Source organism: Nonomuraea gerenzanensis (assembly GCF_020215645.1).
GTDB lineage: Bacteria > Actinomycetota > Actinomycetes > Streptosporangiales > Streptosporangiaceae > Nonomuraea > Nonomuraea gerenzanensis.
The window spans coordinates 4,310,746-4,324,483 of sequence record NZ_CP084058.1 but is presented as its reverse complement, the minus strand read 5'-3'; the positions used below and the strand labels follow the sequence as shown (position 1 = coordinate 4,324,483).

At 72.9% G+C, this 13,738-nt stretch carries 11 protein-coding genes; 5 read left to right on the top strand and 6 right to left on the bottom strand.

Annotated elements, in window-relative coordinates; translation table 11 throughout:
* Positions 1-24 precede the first annotated feature (24 nt).
* On the bottom strand, positions 25-930 hold the full coding sequence (locus LCN96_RS20540; protein WP_225274472.1) for a D-isomer specific 2-hydroxyacid dehydrogenase family protein: 906 nt from the start codon (positions 928-930) through the stop codon (positions 25-27).
* Between the two features lie 130 nt (positions 931-1,060).
* Here LCN96_RS20540 and LCN96_RS20535 point away from each other — a divergent pair, with 130 nt between their 5' ends.
* Together LCN96_RS20535 and LCN96_RS20530 are read left to right on the top strand one after the other, a co-directional pair.
* Positions 1,061-1,930: an alpha/beta fold hydrolase gene (locus tag LCN96_RS20535; protein ID WP_225274471.1), complete on the top strand. Its 870-nt coding sequence runs from the start codon at positions 1,061-1,063 to the stop codon at positions 1,928-1,930.
* A gap of 224 nt (positions 1,931-2,154) precedes the next feature.
* Positions 2,155-4,332 carry a SpoIIE family protein phosphatase gene (locus tag LCN96_RS20530; protein ID WP_225274470.1) on the top strand — a complete coding sequence of 726 codons (2,178 nt, stop codon included), beginning with the start codon at positions 2,155-2,157 and terminating at the stop codon, positions 4,330-4,332.
* Positions 4,333-4,422: 90 nt separating this feature from the next.
* On the opposite strand, the gene LCN96_RS20525 is transcribed toward LCN96_RS20530, so the two are convergent.
* Positions 4,423-5,142: a FadR/GntR family transcriptional regulator gene (locus tag LCN96_RS20525; RefSeq protein WP_225274469.1), complete on the bottom strand. Its 720-nt coding sequence runs from the start codon at positions 5,140-5,142 to the stop codon at positions 4,423-4,425.
* 284 nt (positions 5,143-5,426) lie between these two features.
* Between LCN96_RS20525 and LCN96_RS20520 the strand changes: the two genes are divergently transcribed.
* The gene (locus tag LCN96_RS20520; protein ID WP_225274468.1) at positions 5,427-6,638 is read left to right on the top strand and encodes an MFS transporter; all 1,212 of its coding nucleotides are present in this window, start codon (positions 5,427-5,429) and stop codon (positions 6,636-6,638) included.
* Here LCN96_RS20520 and LCN96_RS20515 read toward each other — a convergent pair.
* Genes LCN96_RS20515 through LCN96_RS20505 form a run of 3 tightly spaced genes read right to left on the bottom strand, consistent with a single transcriptional unit; the run spans position 6,620 to position 10,039 of the window.
* The gene (locus LCN96_RS20515; RefSeq protein WP_225274467.1) at positions 6,620-7,504 is read right to left on the bottom strand and encodes a carbohydrate kinase family protein; all 885 of its coding nucleotides are present in this window, start codon (positions 7,502-7,504) and stop codon (positions 6,620-6,622) included. The genes LCN96_RS20520 and LCN96_RS20515 overlap by 19 nt on opposite strands.
* Positions 7,505-7,547: 43 nt before the next feature.
* Entirely contained in the window at positions 7,548-8,573 is a 1,026-nt protein-coding gene (locus LCN96_RS20510) for a LacI family DNA-binding transcriptional regulator (protein WP_225274466.1), read from the bottom strand.
* Between the two features lie 5 nt (positions 8,574-8,578).
* A complete protein-coding gene (locus LCN96_RS20505; protein WP_225274465.1) occupies positions 8,579-10,039 on the bottom strand; it encodes a glycoside hydrolase family 13 protein in 1,461 nt (486 codons plus the stop codon).
* 239 nt (positions 10,040-10,278) lie between these two features.
* Between LCN96_RS20505 and LCN96_RS20500 the strand changes: the two genes are divergently transcribed.
* Together LCN96_RS20500 and LCN96_RS20495 are read left to right on the top strand one after the other, a co-directional pair.
* Entirely contained in the window at positions 10,279-11,574 is a 1,296-nt protein-coding gene (locus tag LCN96_RS20500) for an ABC transporter ATP-binding protein (protein ID WP_225274464.1), read from the top strand.
* A gap of 148 nt (positions 11,575-11,722) precedes the next feature.
* Positions 11,723-12,346, top strand: coding sequence for an FMN-dependent NADH-azoreductase (locus LCN96_RS20495; RefSeq protein WP_225274463.1), 624 nt, complete (start codon positions 11,723-11,725; stop codon positions 12,344-12,346).
* A 31-nt stretch (positions 12,347-12,377) separates the two neighbouring features.
* On the opposite strand, the gene LCN96_RS20490 is transcribed toward LCN96_RS20495, so the two are convergent.
* Positions 12,378-13,571, bottom strand: a complete 1,194-nt coding sequence (locus LCN96_RS20490) for a hypothetical protein (RefSeq protein ID WP_225274462.1) — start codon at positions 13,569-13,571, stop codon at positions 12,378-12,380.
* Between the last annotated feature and the right edge of the window lie 167 nt (positions 13,572-13,738).

Below are 13,738 nucleotides of genomic sequence, written 5' to 3'. Positions count from 1 at the left end.
CCCGGCGACATCACCCCTTCCGGGCTAGAAGCCGCGGTCCGGTGACACCACCCCTTCGAGCGGCAGTCCGGCGCCGAAGCGGCGCACGTTCGAGGTGACGCGCTCGGCCAGGCCGCGCCAGTAGGCGGGGCGCGGGTTCGCCGAGTGCGGCGTGATCAGGACGTTCTCCAGCGACCAGAGCGGATGCCCGTCGGGCAGCGGCTCGGGATCGGTGACGTCCAGCGCCGCCCCGCCGAGGCGGCCCGCGCGCAGCGCCTCGACGAGGTCACCGGTGACGACGAGCCCGCCTCTGGCCACGTTGACCAGCCACGCGTCGCGCCGCATGAGCCCGAACTCGTAGGCGCCGAACATCCCCCTGGTGCCCGGCGTGGCGGGCGCCGCGACGACCACGTACGCGGCCTCGGGCAGCGCCTCGCGGTAGCGGGCGCGCGGCAGCACCTCGGCGGCTCCCGGCACCTCGCCGCTGTCGCTGACGGCGATCACCCGGCACCGGAACGGCTCCAGCATCGCGATCAGCGCCCGCCCGATGCCGCCGCAGCCCACGATCGCCACCGTGGATCCGGTCAGTTCGCTGGACGTGTTGGGCCCCCAGGTCGTGGCCCTGGCCAGCCGGTGCAGCCCGCGCGCCGCGGCCAGCATCAGGGCCAGCGCGTGCTCGGCCACGGGCTGCCCGTACGAGCCGGTGGCGGCGGTGAAGACGGGGTGCTCGGTGATGACGCCCGCGTCGGCCCACCGCTCGACGCCCGCGTGCGGGAGCTGCACCCAGCGGATGCCCTCGTGCAGCATGGAACGCACCTCGGCGGGGTCGTCGTTGCCGTAGTAGACGATCGCCTCGGCCTCCGCCAGCGGCACGACGCGGGCGCCCGCGCGGTGTACGGCCTCGATGAGCGCGGGCACGGGCTCGGGGCCGACGTGGACGGCGACGGTCATCGGGCAGCCTCCCGGTCCTAGCACGTTGATCACGAGTGAGCATATATCGCCCGCGTTGTCCGGATAGCAGGAACCCGTGGCCATGGTTACAATGCGAGTGCATTGTAAAAACTGAAGAAGGGGCGGCGGCATGCCGATCGAGTTCGCGCGCAACGGTGAGGTGAAGCTCGCCTACGAGCGGATGGGGGCGCAGGACGGCGAGCCGCTGCTGCTGATCATCGGCACGGGCCTGCAACTGGTCGCCTGGCCGGACGGGCTCTGCGCCGAGCTGGCGGCCCAGGGGTTCGCGGTCGTGCGGTACGACAACCGCGACTCGGGCCTGTCCACCCGGCTCGGCCCCGGCCGGGGGACGCGGCGCAGGCCCGCGTACACGCTGGACGACCTGGCCGACGACGCCGTGTCGGTCATGGACGCGCTCGGCTGGGAGCGCGCCCACCTCTTCGGCGCGGCGGCGGGCGGCACCATCGCGCAGCTCACCGCGCTGCGCGCGCCGCACCGGGTCCGCACGCTCGGACTGGCCGCCACGTACGCGGGCTGGCGGCTGCGCAGGATGCGCCCCGGCGCCCTGCTGCGCATGCTCGGCAAGACCATGCGGCGGCCCGGGCCGGGCAGGGAGGGGTTCGCACGCGGGTTCGTCGAGGCGGTCCGGCCGCTCACCACGGCCGCGTACCCGCTCGACGAGGAGCTGTGGCGGGAGATCGCCATGACCATGTTCGACCGCTGCCCTGACCCCGGGCCCGGCTCGATGCGCCAGGCCGCCGCGCTGAACGCGGCCGGCGACCTGCTGCCTCGGCTGGCCGGCGTCACCGTGCCGACGCTGGTGGTGCACGGTGACGCGGATCCCGTCGTGCGCCTGCGGGCGGCCAGGGAGATCGCGTTCACCATCCCCGACGCGCGCCTGGTGATCTACCCCGGCATGGGGCACGACCTGCCGCGCGCGCTCTGGCCGTCGATCGCGCGCGAGCTCAGGGCGCTGGCCGCCACGGGGTCGCCGCAGTGACCCGGCGCGCCCGGCCGGATGCCTCCCGTGCCTTGGCACGCCCCGCCCGGCGCCTCCCGTGCCCTGGTACGCCCCGGCCGGAGGCCTCCCCGTGCTCTGGCACGCCCGGCCGGAGGCCCGCTGGTCACGGGAGGGCATCCGGGTCGCAAGCGCCTCGCCTCCAAGACCCCCAGAGAGGACAAATACGGATATTTCCCCCCCGTCCGGGTGCGTACCGTTGACGTATGTCCCAGCGGCTGACTGCTGACGGCGCCCCGAACGTTCCCCGGCCCAGAACCCCTGCCGGGGACGTACGGGCTGCCGTGGACGAGGCGCTGATCGAGGCGGCGGCCGGGACGGGCGCGCACATCGTCGTGCTGTACCTGCTGCACGAAACGCGCCGGGTGCTGCTGCTGGAGGCCGCGCTCGGGCTGCCCGCCTGGGGCGCCAAGCCGTGGACTCACGTCAGGGCGAAGGCGGGCGCGCCGGTGGCCGCCGCCGCCCGCCGCGACGAGCTGATCTGGGTGTCGGGGCCGGACGACCTGGCGCACCGGTTCCCCGCCACGGCGCTGTCCGTCCCCTACCCCTTCGCCATGGCCGCCGCTCCCCTGCACAACGGCGGGCGTGTGGCGGGCGCGTGGGGCCTGGTGTGGCCCGCCTCGCACCCGGCCCGCCTGTCCCGCGACGAGCTGTCCACCATCGAGCGGATCAGCCTGCGCCTCGGGCAGGCGCTGGCGAGCGCGGAGGAGAGCGGGTGCCCGGTGCGCCCCATCGGGCAGCCGCACACCGTGACCCCGCCCTGGTCAGGAGAGGCGGACGGGCAGCGGGCCCCGGCCGCGCTGGACTGCCTCGACCGGTTCGCCGATGGCATCGCCGCCATCGACATCGAGGGGCACATCACGTTCTGCAACCGCGCCGCGACCAGGCTCTTCGGCCTCGACGGCGCCCCCGCGCAGGGCTGCCTGCTGTGGGACCGGGTGCCGTGGCTGCGCGAGTCGGCGTTCGAGGAGCGGTGCGGCGGGGCGGTGATCGGACAGCAGCCGACGACCTGCGTGGCCGCCCATCCCGACGGCCGGCTGCTGGAGATCAGGATGCACCCGGCGCCGTCCGGGATCAGCCTGCACCTCACCCCCGCCGGCCCGGACGCGGACGGCCGGGCCGAGCCCGCTCCGCTCGACCCGGCCGCCGCCGAGTCGCCGCCGCTGAACGACTCGCTCAACTTCCTGCACATGGCCTCGACGCTGACCCACGCGCTGGACGTGCGCGAGGTCGTGGACCTGGTGGCCGACCACGTCGCCCCCGTGTACGGCGTGCACGCCATGGCCCTGCTGGTGGCCGAGGGCGGCAGGATGCGCGTCGTCGGCTCCCACGGGTACGCCCGCGAGGTGCTCGACCGGCTCGACGGCCTGCCCGTCACCTCGCCCACGCCCGCGGAGCAGGTCATGGAGACGGGCCGGCCCGCGTTCTTCGACACCTGGGAGGAGCTCGCGCAGCTCTACCCGGACGCCGTGCGCCAGGACGGCGAGGCCGCCTGGGCGTTCCTGCCGCTCTCGGTCTCCGAGCAGCGGATCGGCACCTGCCTGCTCGCCTTCACCGACCCGCACGCGTTCACGCCGGAGGAGCGGATCGCGCTCAACGCGCTCGCCGGCCTGATCGCGCAGGCGCTGGACCGGGCGCTGCTGTACGAGATCAAGGACGGGCTGGCCCACAGCCTGCAGACCGCCCTGCTGCCCGGCGCGTTGCCGCACATCCCGGGGCTGGAGACCGCCGCCCGCTACGTGCCCGCCACCCGGGGGGTCGGCATCGGCGGCGACTTCTACGACCTGCTCAGCCTCGACGACGGGTCGGTCGCGGCCGTCGTCGGGGACGTGCAGGGCCACAACATGACGGCCGCGGCGCTCATGGGCCAGGTACGCACCGCCATCCGCGCCTGCACGGTCACCGGCGCCGACCCGGGCAAGGTGCTCCAGCACACCAACCGCCTGCTGGTCGAGCTGGGCACCGACCTGTTCACCAGTTGCCTGCTCGTGCACGTGGACCTGCGGCTGCGCACCTTCCGCGCGGCCACCGCCGGGCATCCGCCACCCCTGCTGTGCCTGCCGCGGCGGCATGCCGAGGTCATCGACGTGCCCGTGGGCCCACTGCTGGGCATCGACGCGGACGCGGAGTACCCGACGCTGAACGTGCCGTTCCCGCCGGAGGCCGTGCTGGCCCTCTACACCGATGGTCTCGTCGAGCTGCCCGGCGCCGACCTGGACCACTGCATCGACGATCTGGGCCGCCGCCTGGCCCAGGGCTGCGCCGAGCCGCTGTGGCAGCTCACGGACGCGCTGCTGGCCCACGCCGCTTCGGCCCGCCTGCACGCCGACGACATCGCCGTGCTGCTGCTACGGCACGCCCCGGCTTCGGCGACTCCGCCGTGAACGGGCCCGGCCACTTGAGGGGAAAAGCGTCAGGTGTGGTGAGGGGCGGTCAGGTGTAGTGGGGGCCGGCCAGGTGTAGTGAGACGGCGGTCAGGTGAGGAGGGGGCAGGTGGTGCCGTCGAGGATGCTCTCGACCTCGCTCCACGCCGCCGCCACGATCGAGCCGGCCGCCCGCGCCGCGTCCTCGCCGCGCCCCTCGGCGACGGCGGCGGCGACGTCGAGATGGCGGCGGACGGCGGCGTCGTCGAGCCGCTCGGGCAGGAGCAGCAGGTCGCGCCGGGCCAGCAGCAGCTCCTCCGTCACCTCGGCGAGCTGGGCGAACATGCCGTTGCCCGACGCGCCGAGCAGCACCCGGTGAAAGGCGGCGTCGGCGGTCACGAAGCGTTCCCTGTCGCCGGCTCCGGCGGCGGCGGTGAGGGCGCGGGCGTGCCTCATCAGCTCCTGCCGCACCGCGGGGGCGGCCTGCCGGGCGGCCAGCGCGGCGGCGGCGGGCTCGACGGCGGCGCGCAGCTCGGCCAGCTCGCGCAGTTGTGCCTCACGGCCCGGCGAGGTGAGCCGCCAGCGGATCACCTGGGGGTCGTAGAGGTTCCAGGCGCTCATCGGGCGCACCGTGACGCCGACGCGCGGGCGGCTGCTGACCAGCCGCTTGGACTCCAGCACGCGTACGGCCTCGCGGGCGACCGTACGGGAGACGCCGAAGCGCTCCTGGACGTCCTCCAGCCGCAGCACCTCGCCCCCGCGCAGCTCACCGGCGGCCAGGGAGCGGCCGAGCCCGTCGACCACCTGTCCGTGCAGGCCCTGGAGCTTCACGCCCGTCAGCCCGCCTGCGCCAGGCGGGCGAGCAGGGCCGCGGCCCGCTCGCCCGCCGCCTGAACGATCTCCCAGCGGTACATGGGACTCCTTTTCTCAGATGTTAACAGCGTCCGACTCTCCGCCGTCATGCGCGAGCCCCTGAGCAAGGACGCCCATCACGCCCGAATCATGCTATTAAATCACCTTATTTACGACATGCCTACGCAAACACGCTCCCTTGACCACAAGCCGCCCATGAGAAACGCTGGCAATCCGGAACCGTTTGCCCGGGGGCAGACCGCGTGAGGCGTCCATACATCACCTTGCTGGCCGCCAACGCCCTTTCCGTCACCGGCACCATGCTCTCCCTGCTCGCCGTCCCGTGGTTCGTGCTGGAGACCACCGGCAGCGCCGTGCTCACGGGGCTGGCCTCGTTCGCCACCACGTTCCCCATCGTGATCTCCGCCGCGCTCGGCGGGACGATGGTGGACCGGCTCGGGTTCCGCGCCATGAGCGTGCTGTCCGACACGGTCAGCGGGTTGATCGTGCTGGCCGTCCCGCTGCTGTTCGTGATGGACGGGCTGAGCTACCCGCTGCTGCTGGTGCTGCTGTTCCTGCGCTGGCTCGCGGCCACCCCGGGCGAGACCGCGCGCAAGGCCCTGCTGCCGGACCTGGCCGCAGCGGCGGGCGTGCGGATCGAGCAGGCCACGGCCGCCTACGACGGCGTGCACCGCGGGGCCACGATGGTGGGGGCGCCGCTGGCCGGGGTGCTCATCCTGTGGCTGGGGCCGAGCATGCTGCTGCTGGTGGACGGGGTGACGTTCCTGCTGTCCGCGGCGCTGGTCGCCGCCGGGGTGCCGCGCGTGGCCAGGCGGCGGCTGCAGCCCGGCGGGTACGTCAGCGGGTTGCGGGCCGGGCTGGCGTTCCTGTGGCGGGACCGGCTGCAGCTCAGCGCCACCACCATGATCGTGGTGGTCAACCTGCTGGACACGGGCGTGACCCAGGTGCTGCTGGCGTTGTACGCGCGCCAGGTGACCGGCGATCCGCGGGCGTTCGGGCTGCTCACGGGCGTGCTGGGAGCGGGCGCGGTGGCCGGCGCCATCGTGTACGGGACGGCGGGCGAACGCCTGCCGATGCGCCTGACGTACGGCCTGTGCTTCCTGCTGGCCGGGGTGCCGCGCGTGCTGGTGCTGGCCCTGGGCGCGCCGCTGCCCGCCGCGCTCGCCGTCACGGCGCTGTCCGGGTTCGCGGCCGGCGCGATCAACCCCATCCTGGGCGTCCTGCAGTACGGCCGCATCCCCGCCCCGATGCGAGCCCGGGTGATCGGCACCATGACGGCCGCCGCGTACGCGGGGATGCCGCTCGGCGGGCTGCTGGCCGGCTCGCTCACCGCGGTCATCGGCCTGGGCGCCACCCTGTTCGCCTTCACCGGCGTCTACCTGCTGATCTCCTTGCCGCCCTTCGTCAGCCGGGCCTGGCGGGAGCTCGACCGCGCTCAGTCGGCCGGGGCCTGAGCCCTGGCCAGCAGCAACTCCTCGGTGATCGGGGACTCGTGCGTGCCGGCGACGGTGCAGGCGTGCGCGCCGGCGATCGCGCCCAGCCGTACGCACCGCTCCAGCGGCTCGCCGCGCAGCCGGCCGTACAGGAAGCCGGAGACGAACGCGTCGCCCGCGCCGTTGCTGTCGGCCACCGGGCCCGGCAGCGGGGCGGCCGGGAAGGCGCGCACGTCGCCGGACTCGCGCGTCAGCACCAGACAGCCGTCGGCGCCGCGCGTGCACACGACCGTGCGGGCGCGCCCGCGCCGCACGATGCCGCGCATCGCCGCGGCCGGGTCGCGCAGCGCGGTGGCCGACAGGAACACCAGGTCGGAGCCGTAGGCGAAGTCCTTGTGGTAGTCGCTGGCCCCGTCCCAGTCGTGCAGGTCGGTGGAGACGGGCCTGCCCTCCAGATCGGGGTAGACGTCGCGGCAGCGGTCGGTGATCGAGACGTGCACGTGACGGGCGGCCACGCCGGCGTAGAGCTCGCAGGGCAGGCGCTCGCCGGGCGTGGCCTTCGGGTCGTGCAGCGACAGCCGCCGCCCGTCGGGGCCGACGAGCAGGACGCTGCGCGTGGTGCCCGCCTCGGCAGGGCCGAAGCGGCAGTCGAGGTCGCGCAGCGCGTGGCGGATCAGCGCGCCCTGCGGGTCGTCGCCGATGAGGTCGGCGAAGACGACGCCGAGCCCGAGCGCGTGGCAGCCGAGCGCGACGCCGGAGCCGGTGTTGCCGATCCGGTCGACGACCGGCGGCACGTGGTAGGTGTCGCGGTACGGCAGGGGCAGCTCGGGCACGTACACGGTGGTGTCGACCCCGGACCCGCCGAGGACGAGGACGTCGGCGCTCACGATGCCACGCTCCCACCCGGCCGGGCCGCGACGATGCGAGGGCTCACCGGTTGACCAGCGGGCCGGAGCCGGTGGAGCCGCGTACGACCAGCTCGGGCTGGAAGATCAGCTCGACGTGCTTGGCGGGCGCGCCGTTGACCTCTTCGAGCAGGGTCTGCACGGCCGCCGAGGCCATCGCTCCTATCGGCTTGCGCACGGTGGTGAGCGGCGGGTCGGTGAACGCGATCAGCGGCGAGTCGTCGAACCCGACCACGGACACCTCAGCAGGCACCGACAGCCCCTTCTCCCGGCACGCGCGGATCGCGCCCAGCGCCATCAGGTCGCTCGCGCACACGATGCCGGTGCAGCCGCGCGCCAGGAGCTGGGCGGCGGCGGCCTGCCCGCCCTCGACCGAGAACAGCGAGTGCGCGATCAGGTCGTCGACGTCGGCCGAGCCGAGCAGCTGCGACATGGCCTGCCGGTAGCCCTCGATCTTCCTGATCACCGGCACGAACCTGCGCGGCCCCAGCGCGATGCCGATCCGCTCGTGGCCCAGGTCGACCAGGTGCTGCACGGCAAGCCGGGCGGCCATGCGGTCGTCGGGCGAGATGAAGGGCGCGTCGATGTGCTCGCTGTAGCCGTCGACCAGCACGATCGGCAGCCCGCGGTCGGTCAGGCGGGTGTAGCGGTCCATCCGCGCGGTGGTGTCGGCGTGCAGCCCCGAGACGAACACGATGCCGCTGACGCCGCGATCGACGAGCAGCTCGGTGAACTCGTCCTCCGGCGCGCCGCCGGGCAGCTGGGTGCACAGCACGGGCGTGTAGCCGTGCTGGGTCAGCGCCTTCTCGATGGCCTGCGCGAACGCGGGGAAGATCGGGTTGTCGAGCTCCGGGGTGACCAGGCCGACCAGCCCGTTGCTGCGTTGCCGCAGGCGGGGCGGGCGTTCGTAGCCCATCAGGTCGAGCGCGGTCATCACCGCTTGGCGGGTGGCGGCCGAGACTCCGGGTTTCCCGTTGAGGACCCGGCTGACCGTGGCCTCGCTCACCCCGGCCTGGGCGGCGATGTCGGCTAGGCGAGCGTGACCGTTCATGGCACTTACTTTACTTTCCACCAGGCCGCCGAATCCGCTGCTCCGGGGACATCGGAGGCGATCAGGAGCTCGCCGTCGAGGCCGAGGTCCACAGGTTGCGCGGTCAGGTTGACCGCACAGACGAACGCGCCACGGGAGAAGACCAGCGTGCCCTCGGGCGAGTCGTGCCAGACCAGCTCGCCGTCGATCTCCTTGCGCAGCCGCAACGCCTGGCGGTACAGCTCCAGCGTCGAGCCGGGCACGCCCCGCTGGGCCTGCACGCTCAGCTCGCCCCACGCGGTGGGGATGGGCAGCCACGGGTCGGTCCAGCCGCCGTCGCGCGTCCACGGCATCGGCACGCGGCAGCCGTCGCGCCCGCTGTCGGGGTCGCGCAGCCGCTGCGGGTCCTGGCACAGCTCCGCGGGCAGGTCGAGCACCTCGGGCAGGCCGAGCTCCTCGCCGTTGTAGACGTAGGCGGAGCCGGGCAGGGCGAGCGTCAGCAGCGCGGCGGCGCGGGCGCGCGCCAGGCTGCCGTAGCGGGTGACGTGCCGCTTGACGTCGTGGTTCGACAGCACCCAGGTGGTGGGCGCGCCGACGGACGCGGACGTGGCCAGCGAGGAGTCGATCACGGTACGCAGCTCGGCGGCGTCCCAGGGGGCGAACAGGTAGTGGAAGTTGAACGCCTGGTGCAGCTCGTCGGGGCGGACGTACATGGCCAGCCGCTCCGGCGTCGGCGCCCAGGCCTCGGCCACGCCGATCCGCTCGCCGGGGTAGGAGTCGAGCACGGCCCGCCAGGCGCGGTGGATCTCGTGCACACCGTCGTTGTCGAAGAACGGCACCGGCTCCCTGCCGACCATCCTGGCCTGGTTGCCGCGGCCGATGTCGGGCAGGCCGGCGGGCTTGACCATGCCGTGCGCGACGTCCACGCGGAAGCCGTCCACGCCCAGGTCGAGCCAGAAGCGCAGGATCGACAGGAACTCCCCGCGCACCTCCTCGTTGTCCCAGTTGAGGTCGGGCTGGGCGGGGTCGAACAGGTGCAGGTACCACTGCCCGTCCTCGACCTGCGTCCACGCGGGCCCGCCGAAGATCGACTCCCAGTCGTTGGGCCGGTCGCGGAAGATGTAGCGGTCGCGCCCCTCGCCGCGCAGCGCCTGCTGGAACCAGGGGTGGGCGGAGGAGGTGTGGTTCGGCACCACGTCCACGATGACCCGCAGGCCGTGCTCGTGCGCCTCGTCGATGAGCGCCTTGGCGTCGGCGAGCGAGCCGAAGAGCGGGTCGACGTCGCGGTAGTCGGCCACGTCGTAGCCGAAGTCGGCCATCGGCGAGGTGTAGAACGGCGTCAGCCAGATGGCGTCCACACCCAGGTCGGCCAGGTACGGCAGGCGATCGCGAACACCGATCAGGTCACCGACCCCGTCGCCGTTGCCGTCGGCGAAACTGCGCACGTAGACCTGGTAGATCGCGGCGTCTCGCCACCAAGCGGTCATGGTTTCCCCCGAGTCATCCCCGAACGTCTCGACCATGAAAGCCTTTTCCGCAACTTTACGCAAGTCCTTCCAGGCCACTCAGATCCGGAAATTTCGGCGTACGGATGCCCAAAACTCCTGCCCGAAACGCACACGAAAGAGATTCTTTATGTCAAGGGTGGACATGTGGTGTTAAGGCGCGATGTACTACCTCTTCAATCAGCCTCGTCACAGGTGACACGCGCGCAAGGTGTGGGCCCATGAGCTCGGTCGTTCTCGACAAAGTGTCCAAGGTGTATCCGGGTGACTACCTGGCAGTCGATCGGCTGAGCTTACGGGCGGAAGACGGCGAGTTCCTCGTCCTCCTCGGCCCCTCCGGCTGCGGCAAGTCCACCCTCCTGCGCATGATCGCGGGCCTTGAGGAGATCACCGACGGCGAGCTCTGGCTGGACGGGGAGATGGCCAACCACCTGGCCCCGCGCGACCGGGACGTGGCCATGGTGTTCCAGAACGGGGCGCTCTACCCCCACCGGACGGTGCGCGGGAACATCGCCTTCCCCCTCGAGATCGCCAAGTCGGACCCCGCGCTGGTCCGCGAGCGCGTCACGGAGCTGTCGAAGGCGCTGCACATCGACGAGACGCTGGACCGCCGCCCGGGCACGCTCTCCGGCGGCCAGCGGCAGCGGGTGGCGATGGGCCGGGCGATCGTGCGCCAGCCCAAGCTGTTCCTGATGGACGAGCCGCTGTCCAACCTGGACGCCGGCATGCGCACCGAGCTGCGGATGGAGATCTCGGCGCTGGTCAGGTCGCTCGGCGTCACGACGATCTACGTCACGCACGACCAGGTGGAGGCGCTGACGCTGGCGGACCGGATCGCGATCCTCAATCGCGGGGTCCTCCAGGACGTCGGCACGCCGGCCCAGATTTACAACGATCCAGCGACGGCCTTCGTGGCGGCCTTTCTCAACTCCCAGCAGTTGAACCTGTTGGCGGCGGGTGTCAGGACCCCGCAGAACCAGTACGTGATGCTCGACTTCGGCCCGCACCGGCTCACGATGCCCTGGAGCGATCCCAGGGCCTACGCCATCTCGCAGCACACCGGCGGGCAGGTCCTCGTCGGGCTGCGGCCGGACGGGCTGGCCCCGGTGCCGGAGTCGTACGAGGGGCCGTCGTTCTTCGGGCGGGTGCGGGCGCTGGAGTACCACGGGCACGAGTGGCTGGCATACCTGGAGTGCGGGATGCCGGCCGTACCGGTGCCCGAGCCGCCGGACCCGCGCGGCCGGGGCGGGCGGCGCGGCAACGGCGAGCACAACGGCTCCGGCAAGCTGTCGGGCCTGGTGCGGCGGCTGTTCCCGCGCCAGGAGCCGGAGTGGCAGGACCAGGAGCAGGTCGGCACCCACCCCAACAGCGGCATCCACCGCCGCTCCGACCTGATCGTCCGGCTCGGCGGCCGGCCCATCTGGCGGGCCGGCGACGCCGCCAAGGTGGGCGTGGACCTGTCGCGCATCATGATCTTCACGATGGACGGCGCCCGCATCGACCCGCCGCGCCGCTGACCCTTCCGCGCGACCCCATTCCCCGGGCCGGGTGCCGCCCAAGGCGCCCGGCCCTTCCTTCGCTTGCCTAATCGGACTGCAGTCCGTATCGTCTCGTCCCGTAAGCGGACCGCAGTCCGCAACGTGTCAAGCGAAGGAGCCCTGCACCATGAGCCGCCTGCTGCACATCTCCGCCTCACCGCGCGGAGCCGAATCGATCTCCCTGGCCATCGCCCGGACGTTCACCGAGGAGTACCTCGCCACCCATCCCGGCTCCACCGTGGACCACTTCGACCTGTGGGACGGCACGCTCCCCGAGTTCGGCCCGGCCGCCGCGCACGCCAAGATGACCGTGTTCGGGGGCGGCACGCCGGAGGGCGAGCAGGCGCGGGCGTGGGAGGCCGCCGTGCGCACGTTCGAGCGCTTCGACGCCTACGACCGCTACCTGTTCAGCGTGCCGATGTGGAACTCGGGGGTGCCGTACAAGCTGAAGCAGTTCATCGACGTCGTCAGCCAGCCCGCGCTGGTCTTCGACGTGCACCCGGAGACCGGCTACCGCGGCCTCGTCACGGGCAAGCGCGCCGCCGTCGTCTACACCAGCGCCGTGTGGGGGCCGGGCCTGGGGCCGGAGTTCGGGATCGACTTCCAGTCCACGTTCTTCGAGGGATGGCTGCGATGGGCGGGCATCGGCGACGTCGTGACCGTCCGGCATCATCCGACGCTGACGGGCTCGTACGAGCACGAGCGCAAGCAGGCGGACGAGCGGGCCAGGGAGCTGGCGCGGACGTTCTAGCGACGCGGGCCGGCCAGGCCCGCACCCGGGCTCACGAGCCCGCCGACCACCGGGGGCCGTGCGGGGTGTCCTCCACCGCGACCCCGCCCCGCGCCATGGCCTGCCGCAACGCGTCGGCCACGTCGTAACACCCCTTGCCCCGCAACTCGCCCCGCAGCTCCAGCAGCGGCTCCACCAGCGCGGGCAACCCCTCAGAGCGCCGGCTGGCCGCCGCGGCCAGCTCGCCGAGGCGGGCGATGAGCAGCCGCATCAGCTCCCTGGCCTGCTCCACCCCGCCCGCGTCCTCCTCCGTGTCGGCGGCCCACTTGACGATCTCCGCCTCCAGGTCGAGCACCGCCTGCGCCGCCGCCACCATGTCGGGCCGGTCGGCGGCGGCCTTGAACAGCTCCTCGCACGAGTGGATCGACTCCTCCAGCGTCACCTCGGCGGGCGCCCCCGCCTCCTGATCCCGGGGCGGGGGCGGGACGGGGGCGCCGGCGCGGCCCTCGGCCAGGCGGCGCAGCTCGTCGAGGTCGGTGCGGGTGCCCGTGGGCAGGACCGTGAGGGAGCCGGGGCGGCGCACGGTGAGGCCGCCGCGGCCCGCCACGCGCACCGACTCGCTGTCGAGGTCGATGACCAGGGCCGTGTGCTCGTCGAGCCCGAGGACCGCGGTGCCGGGCGGCAGCTCGCGCTCCATGCGGGACAGGCGGCGCTCGCCGAGGTAGCAGTAGCGGGTGTCGTGGGTGCCGCCCTCGGCGTTGTCGAAGTGCGGGATCAGCACCGTCTTCAGCCCGAGCGGCTCCAGCAGGTCGATGCCCTCGCGCCAGTGCGGCTCGGCGCCGACCTTGTAGATCTCGTAGACGGGCACGGTGGCCAGGCCGGCGGTGCAGGCGGCGGCCGAGGCCAGCACGGTCACGCCCTGCCTGGCGCGGATCCTGGCCCGCAGGTCGCCGGCCACACCGCTGCCGGCCCACCGGTCCAGCGCGTACGTGGGGCTGCCCGGGCCGGAGAACACCCAGTCGGCACCCGTGATCGCGGCCCCCACCTCGACATCCAGCCCCACGCTGTGGGCGAAGTATCCGCGAGCGCGGGCGGAGATGTCGGCACGGTTCTCCTGGAAGGCGTAGGGGGTGTCGAGCAGTACGGCCCGCGCCCCCGCGCGCAGCGTCCGCGCCGCGGCGCGGTGAATCTCGACCATGGTCGGGCTCGTCTCGCCCGACCCCATCAGCACCAGCAAACCGGGCATGAGTGTCGGCCTCTCTCTCGCACGCCCTCGACTACAACCCGGCTCCCCGCGACGTTTCAAGAGCAGGACACATATGCCTCACGAACGCACTTGCATATGATTGGCAGTAAGTTGTCGTCGGTGACGGGGAGACACGTGGTCTCGGTTGAGACGTTCATGCTACGGGT